Source organism: Mycobacterium sp. HM-7, assembly GCF_053852335.1.
On record NZ_CM132657.1, the window covers coordinates 1,260,394 to 1,276,626 of the forward strand.

Consider the following 16,233-nt stretch of genomic DNA (forward strand, 5'->3'; position numbering starts at 1 on the left):
GACGTGTCAATGCCCGAGATCAGATTCCAGCACCCGGATTCAGGATGTTGTCCGGGTCCAATGCTGCCTTGATCCGGCGATTGAGCTCCATGACCTCGGGGCCGAGTTGGCCGGCCAGCCAGGGGCGCTTGAGGCGGCCGACGCCGTGCTCGCCGGTGATGGTGCCGCCGAGTGACACGGCCAGATCCATGATCTCGCCGAACGCGATGTTGGCGCGTCGGGTGTTTTCGGCGTCGTTCGGGTCGTGCACGATCAGTGGGTGGGTGTTGCCGTCTCCGGCATGCGCGATCACCGAGATCAGCAGGTCGTGCCTGCGCGCGATCACGCCAACGCCGTCGACCAGGTCCGCCAGCGCGGGCAACGGCACGCCGACGTCCTCCAGGAGCAGTGGGCCCTTGGCTTCCACGGCGGGGATGGCGAACCGCCGGGCGGCCACGAAGGCCTCGCCCTCGTCGGGGTCGTCGGTCGAAAATACTTCTGTCGCACCGGCTTCGGTGAACACGCGGGCCATGTATTCGGTGTCCTCGACGCCCGCCGCGCCGCGATCGTCGGAGGCGGCGACCAGCATCGCCTTGGCCTTGCGGTCCAGGCCCATCTTGAGCTTGTCCTCGACGGCGTTGATGGCGACGTCGTCCATGAACTCGAGCATCGACGGGCGAATCTTGCCGGTGATGGTCACGACGGCGTCGGCAGCCGCGCGTACCGAGTCGAAGCTCGCCACCACGGTGCACCCGCGGTGTTGAGGCGGCAGTAGGCGCAATGTGGCCTCGGTGACGACACCCAGGGTCCCTTCGCTGCCGACGAACAGCTTGGTGAGGCTCAGTCCCGCAACGTCTTTCAGCCGCGGACCGCCGAGCCGTACCGCGGTGCCGTCGGCCAGGACCACCTGCAGGCCGAGGATGTAGTCGGTGGTGACCCCGTATTTCACGCAGCACAGGCCGCCGGCGTTGGTGGCGACGTTGCCGCCGATGCTGCAGATTTCGAACGATGACGGATCGGGTGGGTACCAGAGTCCTTGGGCGGCAACGGCTTTTTTCACCTCGGCGTTGAGCAGGCCGGGCTGCACCACGGCGGTGCGGGTCGACGTGTCGACGACGATGTCGCGCATCCGCTCGGTGGTCAGGACGATGCCGCCGTCGACTGCGGTGGCGCCGCCGGACAGGCTGGTGCCGGCGCCGCGCGGTACCACCGGGATGTTGTGTGCACTGGCCCACCGCAGGATCGTCTGCACCTCTTCGGTGCTCCGCGGCCGCACCACGGCGAGGGGGGTGCCGGCGTCCGGATCGAGCGCGCGGTCCTGTCGGTAGGACGCGACGATGTCCGGGTCGGTGACGACGGCGTCGGCGGGCAGGTCGGCGATGAGGCTCGGCAGCGCGGTGTGCACGGGGCAAGTCTAGGAGTCGGGTGCCGACCAGCTAAGACCCGCGCCATGTGCCGTGCATATTAATCCCATGTAACGGCCGTGTTACCGGTACGCTCGATGGTGTGTACAGCAAGGCCCTGTTGGCCGAGATGGAGGCGCTGCGCGACAGCCGTCGCGGGGCGCATGTGTCTGCGACCGCGATCGAGCTCCATGTGCGCGCCGTGAGCCGCAGTGTGCGCACGCGCAGACCGGCTTACGTGGCCGATGCGGCCCTCGACCTCATCGCACCCGGGTCGGTGACAAGCGTTGCCGCACTGGAGCTTTGGACGGCCGGCCTCTGGCAGCGGGTGCCCGGCGGCTATCTGATCGACGACCGTGAACTGATCGCCCATCTGTCCGCCGGTCCGGTTCGGAACTGGGCGCGCAGGGTCTGGAAATACCTCAACAGCGAGTCGATCATCCCGTTCTAGCGGCACCGGCATCCGCGCGGACGCCGCGCAATGAAGCAAACAACATGTCGTTCAGCACGTCGATGAGGTGCTCTCGATCGACGGCCATCGCTCCGACCAGGACTGCGGTGAGCGTCTCGGCGACCCCGCCGATGACGAACTGCGCGGCCAGTTGCAGGTCGATCGGCCGCGCATCGGTGCCGTTACCACTCAGGCCGGCGACGATGCCGGCGAACCGCTGAGCCTCGGCGAGGCGGCGGGGACCGAGCGCCGGCGAGGACGCGGACTCGATCAGGACAATGCGGCCTTTGCGTCGATCAGTCAGCACGATGTCGGTCAGGACCGAGAGTGCCGCGCGCGAGCGGGCCCGAGGGCCACCGTCGGTATCGGCGATCGCGGCGAGTCCGCGCTCTTCCAGTTCGGCGACGATGTCGTCGAATACCGCGATGTGCAGGTCCTCGATGCGCGGAAACGATTCGGCGAAGTAGCGCGCCGCGAGGCCGGCCCGCTCGGCGACGCCGCGCAGGGTGGTGGCGGGGATGCCCTTGGTGCCCATCAGGTCCAGGCCTGCGGCGACGAAGCGACGTCGTCGCTCGGCGATGCGGTCGGCGCCGCTCAGTCCGCCGTATTGCCGTGGCCCACTCACGCCACCAATCTTGACACACGTGTGGACAGATGGTTGCCTGATCTTATCTATCAACGCTTGATGACAGATTGGATTCACGCATGACGATCACGGCAGCACCTGTCGACAACGCCGTCGAGCCGTGGCGCCCCGGTCAGCCCCATGCGGAGCTGGCCGCCGATGTCCGGTGGTGGTTGGGCTCGCCCTTGAGCCTGGGTCTCTTCGGGCGCCTGGCGCTCGACCAGGTGGCCTACCGACCGATCGCGGCAGCGGTCGACTGGTCCGGGCGGTTCCAGGAGAACTTCACCGACCGCGGCATTCGGTCGCTGGCCCATGGGATGTTGATGTTGTTCGGTGACGAGTCCGACCGCCGCTTCGACACGGAAGAACTCAAGCGGCTGCACGGTGGCGTGCGGGGCACCGGCAAGGGCGAGTTCTCGGATACCAGGTTCAGCGCGCTGGACCCCGAGCTGTGGAACTGGATCGCGGTCAGCTCTCTGAATCTCTTCTACCGGGGCTACCTCGCGGTCTGTGGTGAAGATCTCGATTCCGAACAGCGCGAGGTTGTGTATCAGACCCTGCGGTGGATGACGAGCTACCTGGAGTTGCCCAGCGCCCGCGCCAAGCTGCCCGAGACGTTGGCCGACATGTTGGCCTACTACGACCGCGTCGCCACAGAGTGCTTGGCCGACAACGGATTCCTGCAGTTTGCCGACGACAGCTTCGATAACCTTCCTGTTCCCGCCCTGCTGCCGAAACGGTTGCAGGGACTCGTTTCGCCGCTGTGGGATGCGGTGACGCCGCTCGCACTGCGCGTGCCGAAGGTGCTGGGCCGGCGCCATGCCCACCCGAAGATGCGGGAACTGCTCGACATCCGATCTACCCGCTTGAGCCGCCTCGAATACGCGGTGTACCTGGCGGCCACGCGGCTGGCGTGGCGGTACCTGCCGCGATCCGTCGTCCTCGATCCGCTGGCGTACAACCGCTACCGCTACGAACGACTGCGGTCGGCCTACCACCGCGTCCAATTGGACAGCTTCGCTGCTTAGCCGCGCCGCGTAGGCGCAGAATCTGGGGGTGCTGCCGCATCCCCGAACCGGAGTGTTGTTCCCGTCCCCGGTCCCGGCCGGGACGGGCTGGCCGGGGGATCCCGCCGACGCGGACACCCCCGTCGCCCGCACCGCGGCGCAGGTCCGGGCCAGCGCCCGTCGCTGCACCGACGTGGCCGACCTCGACGCCCAGGTGTCGGTGTGCCGCGGGTGTCCCCGCCTGGTCACCTGGCGCGAGGACGTCGCCACGCGGACGGTCGCCAAGCGCAAGGCCTATGCCGGTGAGCCGTACTGGGGCCGGCCGGCGCCGGGTCTCGGCGTGGACCGGGCGCGGATCTGGGTGCTCGGGTTGGCGCCGGCCGCGCACGGCGCCAACCGGACCGGCCGGGTGTTCACGGGCGACCGGTCGGGCGATTTCCTGTTCGCCTCCTTGCACCGCGTCGGTCTGGCCAGCAGCGCGGAGAGCATCGATGCGGCAGATGGGCTGACCCTCAACGATATTCGCGTGGTCGCCGCGGTCCGGTGCGCCCCGCCGGACAATGCCCCGACGCCGGAGGAACGTCTCACCTGTGAGCCGTGGCTCAGTGCGGAGTGGCGGTTGACGGGCCAGGACGTGCGGGTGGTCGTCGCGCTCGGTGGGTTCGCGTGGAAGGCCGCGCTGGAGTTGACCGGAGCGGGACGGCCGTATCCGAAGTTCGGGCACGGCGCGCTGGCCACACTGCCAGACGGGCGGCGGCTGCTCGGCTGCTACCACCCCAGCCAGCAGAACACGTTCACCGGCAGACTCACCCCGGTCATGCTCGACGACGTGTTCACGGTGGCCAAGGGAATCGCGTCGGGTGCGAAAGAGTTGGATTAGACCGTGCAGTTGTCTGTCCTTGATCTCGTCCCGGTCCGTAGCGACCAGTCCACCGCCGATGCTTTCGCCGCCACCGTGCGGCTGGCGAAGGTCGCCGACGAGCTCGGCTACACCCGCTACTGGGTGGCCGAACACCACAACATGCCGGCCGTTGCCGCCACCAGCCCGCCGGTGCTGCTGAGCTACCTCGCCGCGCAGACCGGCCGTATCCGCCTCGGGTCCGGCGGTGTCATGCTGCCCAACCACGCCCCGCTGGCGGTCGCCGAACAGTTCGCGCTGCTGGAGGCCGCCGCCCCGGGACGGATCGACCTCGGCGTCGGCCGCGCCCCCGGCACCGACCCCGTGACGTCGATCGCGCTGCGCGGTCCGGCGGGGCGTTCCGACGAGGACATCCGGCGCTTTCCCGAGTACCTCGACGACATAGTGGCGCTCATGAGCCCCGGCGGGGTCAAGGTGTCTCTCAAGGGGCGAAACTTGTTGGATGAGAACTACATCCTGAAGGCGACCCCGGCGGCGGTGAGCCCGCCGAAACTGTGGCTACTCGGCTCGTCGATGTATTCGGCGCACCTCGCCGCGGCCAAAGGGCTGCCGTATGTGTTCGCCCACCATTTCTCCGGGCAGGGCACCGAGGAAGCGCTGGCCACCTATCGCGCGGAATTCCGGCCCAGCGAATTCGCCGAGAAGCCAACCACATTCATGACCGTCAATGCCTGTGTGGCGGAGACGCGCGACGAGGCCGAGCAGTTGATCCGCCCCAACCTGCAGATGATGGCGTGGCTGCGTACCGGCGAGCGCCTACGCGCCCTCGATCTGGTCGAAGACTCCGAGAACAACCAGCTGACCGCTGCGCAGCAGGCCATCGTCGCCGCCGGCATGGAGCGCTCCATCGTCGGCGCGCCCGCGGAGGCTGCGGACCAAATCCGAGACCTGGCATCGTATTTCGGGGTCGACGAGGTGATGGTGAGCCCTGTCGCCGCCGCTCGCCGGGGCTGCGATCCAGCCACCGCCCCGGCGCGCGAGACGACGCTACGCCTGCTCGCCGAGCAGTTGCTCTAGCGCGGCGTCAGCGCGACCACCGGGATGGGCCGGGTGGTGCGCTTCTGGTAGCCCGCGTAGCGGTTGGCGTTGTTCTTGTTGACCACCTGCCACATCCGGGCATAGTCCGGGTCATCGTTGCCGACCACCCGGGCGGTGACGGGGAATCGTTTTGTGCCGACGTTGATTTCGATATTCGGATTGGCCTTCACGTTGAAGTACCAGCCGGGCGCCGTCGGCTCGCCGCCCTTGGACGCGACCACCAGGTAGGCGTCGCCGTCTTTCGCATAGGTCAGCGACGTGGTGCGCGCCAGACCCGTCTTGGCGCCGACGGTGTGCAGCAGGAGGCTGGGTGGGACGCCGGGAAACTGGTGCCCGATCCGGCCTTCGGTCTTCTGATAGATCCGGTCGTGCATCTTCAGCAACGGGAGGCCGAGGTACTTCTCCCACAGGGGCATACTCATGTGCTCAAGTCTGCCTGCGGATCAGAGAGCCGCGCCACCGCCTCCAGTAGGATCTTTCCGCTGGTTTCGCGATCCGGGTCGCGGCGTAGCAGCATGCCCTTGGCGAACGCCAACTTGTCGCCGGTCTTGCGCGGGACCACGTGCAGATGGATGTGGAACACCGTCTGAAATGCGGCTTTGCCGTCGTTGATCGCGATGTTGTTGCCGTCGGCATGCAGGCCCGACTCCCGGGACGCCTGGGCGATGCGCTGACCGAGTTTGGCCATGCCGGCGACCACGTCCGGCGGAGTGTCGACGAGGTTCTCGTAGTGCTGCTTGGGGACCACCAGGGTATGGCCGCGCGAGAACGGGCGGATATCCAGGAACGCCACGAAGTCGGCGTCCTCGTAGATGCGCACCGCGGGCGCCTTCCCGGCGATGATGTCGCAGAACACACAGGCCATCAGGTCACGGTAGGCCAGCCGGCTCAGGCAGCATTTGTCGCACCCCGCAACAGGGCTTGCCCCTCGCCTGGACGTCGTGCGACTCAGACGTTGGTGGCCGCCCACTCGGACAACCGGCGGTCGCGCTCGGCGGCGTCGACTTCCTCGACCCGCGTCATGACGGCCCAGCGCTGGCCGAACGGATCGATGATGGACGCGAACCGGTCGCCGGTGACGAAAGTCTGTGCAGCTTCCCGGATTTTCGCGCCGGCGCGTTCGGCCCGGTCGACCACCGCGTCGACATCGGGGCAGTACAACACCACAGAATGGGTGACCGGACCGCTGCGTGGCGGCGCCACCAGTTCGTAATCGGCGTTGGGATCGGACAATTGCAGCCGGCCGGTACCGAAGTCCAGTTCGGCGTGTGCCACGGTGCCGTCGCTCGCGTCCATCTTCTCGATGAGTTGAGCGCCGAACACCTCGACGTAGAAGTCGATCGCGGCGGCGGCCCCGTCGATCACCAGGAACGGGGTGAGGCTGGTGTAGCCCTGGGGAATTGGTTGCACGCTCATGTCACCCAGTTTCGTATCGTCGGTGGTGTGCAGGCTTGGAAAAACCCGACAACAGCTCCGAAGCTGGGTGTCGTCGGACGTGCCGGGACGGGCTCGGTGTTCGACCTGCAGCAGTGGCAGCCGTCGGCCGCGGCGGCGGTCTGGGTCGAGAATTTCTGGTCGGTCACCTGGGACCTGCGGGATGCCGAGCCATTCGACAGCACCGTCATCACCTTTCCCGCGGTGCACCTGACGCACGAGTGGGGCGCCGACGAGGTACGGCACGGCCACCGATTGCCGGTGACGCTGGTGCACGGCGTCGTCGAGCGGGTGTTCACCACCACGCTGTCGGCGTCGGGTTCGGTGGTGGGTGCCAGGTTCCGGCCTGGTGGGTTCGCGGCCCGGTTCGGTCGGGACGCCGGCGCGCTGACGGGCCGGGTGCTGCCCGTCGACGACGAGTTATTCGGCGCACCAGTCACTTTCGCCGACGACATCGAGCAAGCGGCAGCGGCCCTCGACACCGTGATCGGGCGTCGCGCCGATCCGGATGCCACCTATCGTGAGTTGTTGACGCTGCTCGACCGCGTCAGCGGTGATCCACGGTTGCACCGGGTCGAACAGGTGATGGCCTTGTCTCCGTGGAGTGAACGCACCACGCAGCGAGTCTTCCGCCGCTACGTCGGCGTGCCGGTGAAATGGGTGCTGTGCCGCTACCGTCTGCAGCACGCGGCGCTGGAGATCGAGACGGTGCCGGATCTCGACTTCGCCGACCTGGCAGTGCGTTTGGGCTGGTACGACCAGGCGCATTTCATCAACGACTTCGGAGCCATGCTCGGCTGCACGCCGGGGGAGTACGCGAACAGATACCGCGGTTAGCGGCCGCCCAGGGTGTGGACGATGTCGGGCTTCATCTGCTGTAGCTGCTGACCCCAGTACGCCCAGGTGTGGGTGCCGGTCGGCGGGAAGTTGAAGGTGGCGTTGTGGCCACCCGCGGCGGTGTAGGCAGCCTGGAACTTGGTGTTTGACGCGAGGGTGAAGTTCTCCAGGAACTGTTGCGGCGCTCCGCTGGTCGCGCCGGCGAGGTCATCGGGCGTGCCGGTGCCGCAGTACACCCAGATGCGGGCTCCCGTGCCGGCCAACTTGGCGACGTTCACCGTCGGGTCGTTGCGTGCCCACGCGGGGTCGCTGGGCGGGCCCCACATTGCGCCCGGGTTGAACCCGCCGGCGTCGTTCATCGCCAGCCCGACCAGCGGCGGCCAGAACGGGTCCGAAAGGTTCAAGAACCCCGACAGCGAGCCGGCGTACCGGAACTTGTCAGGGTGGTAGGCGGCGTAGGTCAGGGCCGTCGAGCCGCTCATCGACAGCCCGACGACCGCGTTACCGCCAGTGGAGATGTGCTTGTTGGCGGCCAGCCAGGCCGGTAGCTCGCTGGTGAGGAAGGTTTCCCAGTTGTAGGTCTGGGTGGTGCCGTTGCCGACGGCCGGTTGATACCAGTTGGTGTAGAAGCTCGACATGCCGCCGACCGGCATCACCACGGATACGCCCGAGCCGTTGTACCACTCGAACGCGGCTGTGTTGATGTCCCAGCCGTTGGTGTCATCCTGTGCGCGCAGTCCGTCCAACAGGTAGAGGGCGTGCGGGCCGCCGCCCTGGAATTCCACTTTCACGTTTCGGCCCATCGCGGCTGACGGCACCTCGAGGTATTCGATGGGCAGCCCTGGGCGGGAGAACGCGCCGGCGGGCGTCGCCGCGATCATGCTTGCGACGGTCAGCGACGCCAGCGCCGCACCCAGAAACTTCGCAAATCCCGGCAGGTTCTTGAGGATGCGTGACATGGGTAGACCCCCTGGTCTGGATGCGGATACACACCATTGGCGGGGCTACCCCGACGCGCACAGGGGTAAACCTGGGGGCCGGACAATTCTTGCGAGCCGGATACTCAGCCGATCGCCCGCCACAGGGCGAGCTTGTCGGCGAACGACATGGTCAACGCTCCGCTGCTCGACGGCAGGCGAGCTGCCGGCAGTGCGATGTCGGCTCGCTCGAACAGGGTGTACGCCGTCAGGCCGTTCACGAATCCCCGCTCGATGGTCGGATGTGCGCCGAGAAACGCCTCGAAGTCGTTGAGCACCAACGTCTTCCGGTCGATGTTCGAGTCCAGGCTGCCGACGCGCCGGCAGCTGTGCACGACATCCCACAGCGCCACCCCGGCGCCGGTGACCGCGTCGATGCGCTCGGTATAGGGCAGCTCCGCGTCGAACCCGACGAGCTCGCCCAGCAGCCGCCAGAACTGGTTGCGCGTGTTGGCGTAATACTCGCCGGTGTCCAGTGACTTCTCGCTGGGGAACGAGCCCAGAATCAGCACTCGGGGGTCGGCGCCGACGACCGCCGGCAGCCCGGTGCGCAACGGCATATCTGGCTCGGTCATGTGACCATTCTGCGAGGCCGCCGGTCAGGATAGGTTGGCCGGGTGAGCGAACAAGCTGCCGAGCCGGCGAACAGCGCCGAGTTGACCGACTGGTTGCTGTCCGAAGGGTTCACCCAGGAACAGATCGACGACGCGTTCGCGCCGATGCTGCTGCCCTCCCGGCGTGCGTTGGGCGATGACGGCACCAGGCTGTCGGCCCGCCAGATCAGCGCGCAGTGGGGCATGGATCTCGACCGCCTGCAACGGATTCTGCACGCGGCAGGTCGTCCACGCTCCGAAGATCCAGATGCTGCGCTGTACCTGCCCGTCGACAGCGACCTGATCGGCTACGGCCAGCAGTGTGTTCGCCTGGGACTCCCGGAGGACCAGGTGGTGTCGGTGGTTCAGGTCATGGCCGAAGGCCTGTCCCGCACCGTCGAAGTGATGCGTTATGCCGCCCTGTCCGCGATCCTGCTGCCGGGAGTGAGCCAACTGGACGGCGCCAAGGCGACCGCTGCGCTCGTCAGCCAAATCTCCCCGCTGCTCGGCCCGATGATCCAGGACATGCTGCGCACCCAGCTGCTGCACGCGATGCTCGAGGAAGAAGTCAGCGCCACCGAACGGATTGCCGGCCGACCACTGCCCGGGGCCGGGCAGGTATCGATCGGGTTCGCCGATCTGGTGGGTTTCACCAGCCTCGGTGAGCAACTGCCGCCGGAGGATTTGGAGCGGCTGTCGCAGCGGCTGGCCGACCTGGCCCGCGATCTCGCCGAGCCACCGGTGCGGTTCGTCAAGACCATCGGCGACGAGGTCATGTTGGTCAGCGCCGAGCCGGTACCGCTGCTCGACGTGCTGCTGCAACTGGTCGATGCGGCCGATGCCGACGAGACCCTGCCGCGGCTCAAAGCCGGGATGGCGACGGGTCTGGCCGTGAGCCGGGCGGGGGACTGGTTCGGCGGCTCCGTCAACCAGGCCAGCCGGGTCACCGGAGTGGCCCGGCCCGGCGCCGTCCTGCTGGCCGAATCGGCACGTGAGGCGGTCGGTGACGCACCCGGTTTCGACTGGTCTTTTGCCGGTGCGCGACGGCTGAAAGGTATCCGTGACGAGGTGAAATTGTTCCGGGCGCGCCGCGCAGAGGGCTAGCTGTGGCACGGGTGCCCGACTTGCACCACGACGGGGACACGGCTTACATGGGTAGGCATGCCAGACATTGATCGTCGCAGCATGCTGTCCATGGCGGGGCTGGGCCTGTTGGCCGCCACGCTTCCGGGGACCGAGGCCCACGCTGATACGCCCGGAAAACTCATCTTCGAGGACAACTTCGACGGGCCTGCCGGATCGTCGCCCGACACTTCGAAATGGGAGATCGCGACGGCCCGTGAGTCGATGGAGAATCCGACGTACTGGGAGTTGCCCGAACACGTCGGCCAGTACCGCAACGACCGCAAGAACCTTTTCCTGGACGGCAAGTCGAACCTGGTGATCCGCGCCGCCAAGGACGGCAATACCTACTTCAGTGGCAAGATTTTCGGCACTTTCAAGGCCGGCATCGGCCACACCTTCGAGGCCCGGATCAAGCTCAACTGCCTGACCCCTGGGTGCTGGCCGGCCTGGTATCTGGCCAACAACAGCCCGGGTATCGGCGGCGAGGTCGACATCATGGAGTGGTATGGCAACGGGAGCTGGGCCCCCGGCACCACGGTGCACGCCAACCTCAATGGCGGCGAACATGTTTCGCACACCATCGCGCCCGACACCGCGTGGCACAACTGGCGTTGCCAGTGGGACGACGCCGGGATCCGGTTCTGGCTGGACTACACCGACGGTGCGCAGCCCTACTTCAATGTCCCGGCAAAGTCGTTGCCCAACTGGCACTTCAACGATCCCGGCTACACTCTGTTCCCGATCCTCGGCCTCGCCGTGGCCGGTTCCGGGGGCGGCGATCCCGGCCCGGGTACCTACCCTGCCGACATGCTGGTCGACTGGGTGAAGATCTGGTAGCTAGCGGCTGGGTTTGAAACTGCGCAGCCGCAGGCTGTTGCTCACCACGAACAGCGAGCTGAAAGCCATTGCCGCACTGGCGATCATCGGATTGAGCATACCCGCCGCCGCCAGCGGGATGGCTGCGACGTTGTACGCGAACGCCCAGAACAGGTTGCCCTTGATGGTCTTGAGCGTGGCCCGGGACAGCCGGATGGCGTCGCCCGCTGCCCGCAGATCGCCGCTGACGAGGGTCAGGTCCGAGGCCTCGATGGCGACGTCGGTGCCGGTGCCCATGGCCAGTCCCAGGTCGGCCTGGGCAAGGGCGGCAGCGTCGTTCACGCCGTCGCCGACCATCGCCACGACCCGGCCCTGATCCTGCAGCCGCTTGATCTCGTCGACCTTGTCCGCGGGGAGCACCTCGGCAATCACGGTGTCGATGCCGACTTCGGCGGCCACGGCGCCGGCCGCGCGGGCGTTGTCCCCGGAGAGCAGCACGGGCGTCAGGCCCAACTTCTTGAGGTCGGCAATGGCCTCGGCGGCAGTGTCTTTCACCTTGTCGGACACCACGATGACGCCGGCGATGGTGCCGTCGATCGCCACCCACACCGGGGTGCGGCCTTCGGCTTCAGCGGTCTGCGCGACGTTCTGCAGTTCAGGGGCGGCCGCCGTGGCCAGCCAGCTGTACCGCCCGACGGCGACCTCGTGACCGTCCACCACGCCGGTGACGCCGCGACCGTCGTGGTTGACGAAATCGGTGACGGCCGGCAGCGGTCCGTCCTCGGCGGCCCGGGTTGCGATGGCCTGGGCGATGGGGTGTTCGGACGCGTGCTCCAGCGCGCCGGCGAGCCGTAATGCGTTGTCGGACTCGGCGTGTACCGCCGCCACCGTCATCTTTCCGGTGGTCACCGTGCCCGTCTTGTCCAATACGACGGTGTCGACCTTGCGGGTCGATTCGAGCACCTGCGGGCCTTTGATCAGGATGCCCAACTGCGCGCCGCGGCCGGTGCCGACCAGCAGTGCCGTCGGCGTGGCCAGGCCCAGGGCGCAGGGGCACGCGATGATCAGCACCGACACGGCGGCGGTCAGAGCGGCACTCACCGAACCTTCCCCCGTCGCTGCGCTCGCCCCGAACGCACCGGCGACGAGCCAGCCGATCAGCGTCGCCAGCGCCAGCCCGATGACCACGGGCACGAACACCGCGGACACCCGATCAGCCAGCCGCTGCACCTCGGCCTTGCCGCTCTGGGCATCGGACACCAGGCGCGCCATCTGCGCCAGCTGGGTGTCGGCACCGACGCGGGTCGCCCGAACCTCAAGGCGCCCACCGGCATTCACCGTCGCGCCGGCCAGCTGGTCACCGGGGCCGACCTCGACCGGTACTGATTCGCCGGTCAGCATCGACGCGTCGACCGCGGACGTGCCGGTGAGCACCACGCCGTCGGTGGCGATCTTCTCGCCCGGGCGGACCACGAAGGTGTCGCCGACCGTCAATTCCTCGACGGGGATCCGGACTTCGTGGCCGTCGCGCAGTACCGCGACGTCCTTGGCTCCCAGATCGAGCAGCGCGCGAAGTGCGGCGCCGGACTGCCGCTTGGCGCGGGTCTCGAAGAACTTGCCCGCCAGGATCAGCGTCGTGACGGTGGCGGCGACCTCCAGGTAAAGGTGCTCGCTACCCGTACTCAGCATCCATGCCGACCAGAGGTATGAGGTGAGAACGCCCAGCGACACCAAGGTGTCCATGGTTGCCGCGCCGTGCCGCAGATTGGTCCAGGCGGCGTGGTGCAGCGGCCAGGCGCCCCACAGCACCACCGGAGTGGTGAGCGCCAACGCCCACAGTGGCCAGGTGGGGAACTGCAAGGCGGGAATCATCGACAGCGCGAGGACGGGGATCGTCAGTGCCAGGGACACCAGCAGTCGCGGCAGGTATGCCGTTTCGGTGGGTGCATCGGCCTTGTCGACGCTTGCGCTGTAGCCGGTGGCCTCCACGGCCGCGACCAGCTCGTCGGTGGTCACGCTGTCCGGGTAGGTGATGGCCGCCTGTTCGGTCGCGAAGTTCACGCTGGCGTGAACACCGTCAATCCGGTTGAGCCGCTTCTCGATCCGGGCAGCGCATGACGAACACGTCATGCCGCCCACGGACAGCGTGACCGACGTGGTCATGCGCGATCCGCCTCCGGCTTCTCGCTGGTCGTCATGCTGGTTGGACGACGTCGTATCCGGCGTCTTCGATCGCGGCGGCAACGGTGGCCCGGTCCGGTTCGCCGTCCACGCGTACGGTGCCGGCCTTGAGATCGACCTCGACACCGGTGACGCCGGGCAGCGGCTCGACAGCTGAGGTGATGGACGCGACGCAGTGCCCGCACGACATTCCCTGAACTTCAAGTACCTGACTCATGACGTGAGTATATACCCATAGGGGGTATAGGTAGCCTGTGACGTGAGTCTCGGTCGTACCTCGTCTTTTAGTCGGCCCGGGTGGCATCCTGGTTCCCATGGCACGTAAGGAAATCGACCCGGTTCGGGCCAAGAGCGCCCTGGCTGTCGCGAAGCAGCACCCGGGCATGATCCTGTTCCTGGCTTCGCCCGCGATCATCGCCGTCGTTCTGGTCGGTGTTTTCGTCGGCACCGGTTGGGCAGTGCTACTCGCACTCGCCCTGCTGGTGGCGGGCGGCCTGGTGTTGCGACGCAACCTCTGACGAATCCTGCGTTCGCCCCGGGTGAAACGCCGTTCCGTTGCAGCTGTAACGATGTAATCATGTAAGTATGAGGCAACATCATTCCGGCCAGGACCGCCGCGGCGGCTGGCAACAAGCGCAGCAGCCCGATGCGGGCGACGCCGCCGACTGGTTCGCCGGCCGGCTTCCGCAAGAGTGGTTCTCCGGCGACCCGAGCGTCACGGTCGACCGTGAAGAGATCGTCGTCATCGGGCGGCTGCCCGAGGCGGAGAACCCCGAAACACCAGCTCGAGCTTCCGGGCGGGTCGCGCGCTTCCGGGAAGAAACCCGGTCGGAGCGCATGCACATCGCCGACGAGGCCGAAGCTCGCTACGGCCGCAAAGTGGCCTGGGGCGTCTCGGTGGGGGAGTCGGAGCGAATCCTGTTCACCCACTTGGCTGTTCCGGTGATGACCCGGCTCAAGCAGCCGGAGCGTCAGGTGCTCGACACTCTGGTCGACGCCGGCGTGGCCCGGTCGCGGTCCGATGCGCTGGCGTGGTCGGTCCGGCTAGTCGGTGAGCATGCCGAGGAGTGGCTCGCGAAACTGCGCGATGCCATGACCGCGGTCGACGATCTGCGCGCGGAGGGCCCGCAGCTCTGAGCGACCATTGACCTTCGTTGCCGTCGGGTGCAGTCTCAAGAGACCGGCCCGATGGGAGCGCGCGATGAGCGATCGGTTGTTCAACTACATCGGTGAGATGCTGTGCGGCGGCCTGGACGCCGACCTCAGATCCGCCCGCGTGCTCGGGCCGGGCGATTTCCCGAAATTCTTGACGGATGACGTGCGCCTGCACGTCATCCAGGGGCGGTTGGCGGCCGAGGAATGGGGCACTGCGGAGCGAGGCGGGCCGGTGCGGGTGCTGGCCACGCACATCGTCATCACCGAGCATGGCCTGTTGTACGCGGCCGAGGTCGGCGGTCCGAATCCCGGGTACTACCTGGCGGCGCCGCGGGCCTTGCTCGAACCGGTCGCCGACCACATCGCCGACAGTCCACCGCCGTCGGGCACGGCGGCCGCCGTGGACTGCCGGCTCGATCACGACCTCGCGTCCATCTGGCAGTTCGAGAGCGCGCTCCGGCACCGTCTCGAGTCCGATCCGGTCATTCGAGTTCAGCTGACGCCGGCGTTCGCGGCCTGAGCTATGAGCTCGCCGACGTCGCTGACATCTCTGCGACGCCGAAGTCTGGTGCGCAGTGCAATTTTCACCGTCATCGTGCCCGGAACGATGGCCGGTCTGATCCCGTACTCGCTGACCGGCGGTTGGCGACGAGTCGGCGACCTGTTCGGTCTGCCTGGCGCATGGGTGGGCGGCGTCGCTCTGATCTTGCTCGGGCTCCCGGTGTTGCTCGCGGCGATCTACAAATTCGCCAGCGATGGGCTGGGTACGCCCTTGCCCGGGGCGCCGACGCAGAGCTTGGTCGTGACAGGGCCGCACCGGTACGTCCGCAACCCGATGTACATCGCGGTCGCGACCGTCATCGTTGGTCAGGCGCTCGTCCTCGGTCAGCCCGTACTCCTTTGGTATACAGCTCTCTTCATGTTCGCGACGGCCGCGTTCGTGTACTTCTATGAGCAACCCGCCTTGCTGAGGCAATTCGGCGACGAGTATCGGCGCTACTGCGCTTCCGTCTCTGCCTGGGTGCCGCGGGTCACGCCGTATCGACCGTAGGTCTGTGCGCGGCAGTACACCCCGCAGCCCCGCACATCGGCGCCGCGTCGACGCATTCGGAGTTGGCGACGTCGCCGACCCATTGGGGATGTCCTGATGCAGAAGTGTCACCGATGTCTTGAGACATAACACCAAAATCCGAACACGCAGCCCTTGCAGTTCGAACATATGTTCGATGCAATGTGTTTCTACTGACTCAAACTTTTTGGCAGGGTCGCGTTATCCACAACGAGGCCAGGGTTGAGGAGGTTGAGTGAGTCATGGCCAGATCGCGACGGACGAAGATCCCTGCCGAAGAAAAGACCCGACTGGTGCTGGCCGTGTTGGCCAACGAAATGACGTGCGGGGAGGCCGCACGCCGCAGCGGGGTCTGCCGTGAAACCGTGACGAAGTGGAAGCATCAGTTTTTAGCCGCTGGCGCCGAGCGGCTTGAGGAGGTGCCCAGCGGCCCGGCCGGGGCTAAGGGCACACCCGAACAGCGGCGCCTGCAGATCGAAAACGAACAACTCAAACTGGCGCTGGCCGAAGCCACGGTGCAGCTTCGGATTTGGCAGCGCGGTGCGGCGCTGATCGATCAGGTCCCTTCCAAGACCTCGAAGCCCTAAGAGAGGCGGCGGGGCTGCCGGTTTCGAGGTTCGCGGT

21 protein-coding genes are annotated in these 16,233 nt (G+C 67.2%); 12 read left to right on the forward strand and 9 right to left on the reverse strand.

Features of this window, described 5'->3' with window-relative positions:
- Positions 1-19: 19 nt before the first annotated feature.
- Entirely contained in the window at positions 20-1,384 is a 1,365-nt protein-coding gene (locus ACWW1C_RS06130) for an FAD-binding oxidoreductase (protein ID WP_455982608.1), read from the reverse strand.
- A gap of 101 nt (positions 1,385-1,485) precedes the next feature.
- On the opposite strand from ACWW1C_RS06130, the gene ACWW1C_RS06135 reads away from it, so the two are divergent.
- The gene (locus ACWW1C_RS06135) at positions 1,486-1,833 is read left to right on the forward strand and encodes a hypothetical protein (RefSeq protein ID WP_455982609.1); all 348 of its coding nucleotides are present in this window, start codon (positions 1,486-1,488) and stop codon (positions 1,831-1,833) included.
- Here ACWW1C_RS06135 and ACWW1C_RS06140 read toward each other — a convergent pair.
- The gene (locus ACWW1C_RS06140) at positions 1,820-2,458 is read right to left on the reverse strand and encodes a TetR/AcrR family transcriptional regulator (protein WP_455982610.1); all 639 of its coding nucleotides are present in this window, start codon (positions 2,456-2,458) and stop codon (positions 1,820-1,822) included. The two genes, ACWW1C_RS06135 and ACWW1C_RS06140, sit on opposite strands and share 14 nt — an antisense overlap.
- Positions 2,459-2,538: 80 nt before the next feature.
- Between ACWW1C_RS06140 and ACWW1C_RS06145 the strand changes: the two genes are divergently transcribed.
- Genes ACWW1C_RS06145 through ACWW1C_RS06155 form a run of 3 tightly spaced genes read left to right on the forward strand, consistent with a single transcriptional unit; the run spans position 2,539 to position 5,401 of the window.
- Positions 2,539-3,486 carry an oxygenase MpaB family protein gene (locus ACWW1C_RS06145; protein WP_455982611.1) on the forward strand — a complete coding sequence of 316 codons (948 nt, stop codon included), beginning with the start codon at positions 2,539-2,541 and terminating at the stop codon, positions 3,484-3,486.
- Between the two features lie 28 nt (positions 3,487-3,514).
- A complete protein-coding gene (locus ACWW1C_RS06150; protein ID WP_455982612.1) occupies positions 3,515-4,345 on the forward strand; it encodes a uracil-DNA glycosylase in 831 nt (276 codons plus the stop codon).
- 3 nt (positions 4,346-4,348) lie between these two features.
- Complete coding sequence (locus ACWW1C_RS06155) at positions 4,349-5,401, forward strand: LLM class flavin-dependent oxidoreductase (protein ID WP_455982613.1); 1,053 nt, start codon at positions 4,349-4,351, stop codon at positions 5,399-5,401.
- Here the strand turns inward: ACWW1C_RS06155 and ACWW1C_RS06160 are convergent.
- The 3 genes from ACWW1C_RS06160 to ACWW1C_RS06170 form a co-directional block, all read right to left on the reverse strand.
- The gene (locus tag ACWW1C_RS06160) at positions 5,398-5,844 is read right to left on the reverse strand and encodes a nitroreductase family deazaflavin-dependent oxidoreductase (RefSeq protein WP_455982614.1); all 447 of its coding nucleotides are present in this window, start codon (positions 5,842-5,844) and stop codon (positions 5,398-5,400) included. The genes ACWW1C_RS06155 and ACWW1C_RS06160 overlap by 4 nt on opposite strands.
- Complete coding sequence (locus ACWW1C_RS06165; protein WP_455982615.1) at positions 5,841-6,287, reverse strand: HIT family protein; 447 nt, start codon at positions 6,285-6,287, stop codon at positions 5,841-5,843. Before ACWW1C_RS06165 ends, ACWW1C_RS06160 begins: the two co-directional genes overlap by 4 nt.
- Positions 6,288-6,370: 83 nt before the next feature.
- Entirely contained in the window at positions 6,371-6,838 is a 468-nt protein-coding gene (locus ACWW1C_RS06170; RefSeq protein ID WP_455982616.1) for a VOC family protein, read from the reverse strand.
- A gap of 27 nt (positions 6,839-6,865) precedes the next feature.
- Between ACWW1C_RS06170 and ACWW1C_RS06175 the strand changes: the two genes are divergently transcribed.
- A complete protein-coding gene (locus tag ACWW1C_RS06175; RefSeq protein WP_455982617.1) occupies positions 6,866-7,693 on the forward strand; it encodes an AraC family transcriptional regulator in 828 nt (275 codons plus the stop codon).
- Here ACWW1C_RS06175 and ACWW1C_RS06180 read toward each other — a convergent pair.
- Together ACWW1C_RS06180 and ACWW1C_RS06185 are read right to left on the reverse strand one after the other, a co-directional pair.
- Positions 7,690-8,652, reverse strand: coding sequence for an alpha/beta hydrolase (locus ACWW1C_RS06180; protein ID WP_455982618.1), 963 nt, complete (start codon positions 8,650-8,652; stop codon positions 7,690-7,692). The two genes, ACWW1C_RS06175 and ACWW1C_RS06180, sit on opposite strands and share 4 nt — an antisense overlap.
- Before the next feature lie 104 nt (positions 8,653-8,756).
- Positions 8,757-9,245, reverse strand: a complete 489-nt coding sequence (locus ACWW1C_RS06185; RefSeq protein WP_455982619.1) for a DNA-deoxyinosine glycosylase — start codon at positions 9,243-9,245, stop codon at positions 8,757-8,759.
- Positions 9,246-9,287: 42 nt separating this feature from the next.
- On the opposite strand from ACWW1C_RS06185, the gene ACWW1C_RS06190 reads away from it, so the two are divergent.
- Positions 9,288-10,367 (forward strand): adenylate cyclase regulatory domain-containing protein, encoded by a 1,080-nt coding sequence (locus ACWW1C_RS06190; RefSeq protein WP_455982620.1) that lies wholly within the window; start codon positions 9,288-9,290, stop codon positions 10,365-10,367.
- Between the two features lie 57 nt (positions 10,368-10,424).
- A complete protein-coding gene (locus tag ACWW1C_RS06195; RefSeq protein ID WP_455982621.1) occupies positions 10,425-11,225 on the forward strand; it encodes a glycoside hydrolase family 16 protein in 801 nt (266 codons plus the stop codon).
- Here the strand turns inward: ACWW1C_RS06195 and ACWW1C_RS06200 are convergent, their stop codons facing one another.
- Together ACWW1C_RS06200 and ACWW1C_RS06205 are read right to left on the reverse strand one after the other, a co-directional pair.
- Positions 11,226-13,367 (reverse strand): heavy metal translocating P-type ATPase, encoded by a 2,142-nt coding sequence (locus ACWW1C_RS06200; protein WP_455982622.1) that lies wholly within the window; start codon positions 13,365-13,367, stop codon positions 11,226-11,228.
- A 31-nt stretch (positions 13,368-13,398) separates the two neighbouring features.
- Complete coding sequence (locus ACWW1C_RS06205) at positions 13,399-13,602, reverse strand: cation transporter (RefSeq protein WP_455982623.1); 204 nt, start codon at positions 13,600-13,602, stop codon at positions 13,399-13,401.
- Positions 13,603-13,699: 97 nt separating this feature from the next.
- On the opposite strand from ACWW1C_RS06205, the gene ACWW1C_RS06210 reads away from it, so the two are divergent.
- The 5 genes from ACWW1C_RS06210 to ACWW1C_RS06230 all read left to right on the forward strand — a co-directional run bounded on the left by ACWW1C_RS06210 (position 13,700) and on the right by ACWW1C_RS06230 (position 16,196).
- Positions 13,700-13,903 (forward strand): hypothetical protein, encoded by a 204-nt coding sequence (locus ACWW1C_RS06210; protein WP_455982624.1) that lies wholly within the window; start codon positions 13,700-13,702, stop codon positions 13,901-13,903.
- Positions 13,904-13,970: 67 nt separating this feature from the next.
- Positions 13,971-14,522 (forward strand): hypothetical protein, encoded by a 552-nt coding sequence (locus ACWW1C_RS06215; RefSeq protein WP_455982625.1) that lies wholly within the window; start codon positions 13,971-13,973, stop codon positions 14,520-14,522.
- A 64-nt stretch (positions 14,523-14,586) separates the two neighbouring features.
- On the forward strand, positions 14,587-15,060 hold the full coding sequence (locus ACWW1C_RS06220; protein ID WP_455982626.1) for a glucose-6-phosphate dehydrogenase: 474 nt from the start codon (positions 14,587-14,589) through the stop codon (positions 15,058-15,060).
- Between the two features lie 48 nt (positions 15,061-15,108).
- On the forward strand, positions 15,109-15,591 hold the full coding sequence (locus ACWW1C_RS06225; RefSeq protein WP_455982627.1) for a methyltransferase family protein: 483 nt from the start codon (positions 15,109-15,111) through the stop codon (positions 15,589-15,591).
- Positions 15,592-15,851: 260 nt separating this feature from the next.
- Entirely contained in the window at positions 15,852-16,196 is a 345-nt protein-coding gene (locus ACWW1C_RS06230; protein ID WP_418001499.1) for a transposase, read from the forward strand.
- The last annotated feature ends 37 nt before the right edge of the window (positions 16,197-16,233 follow it).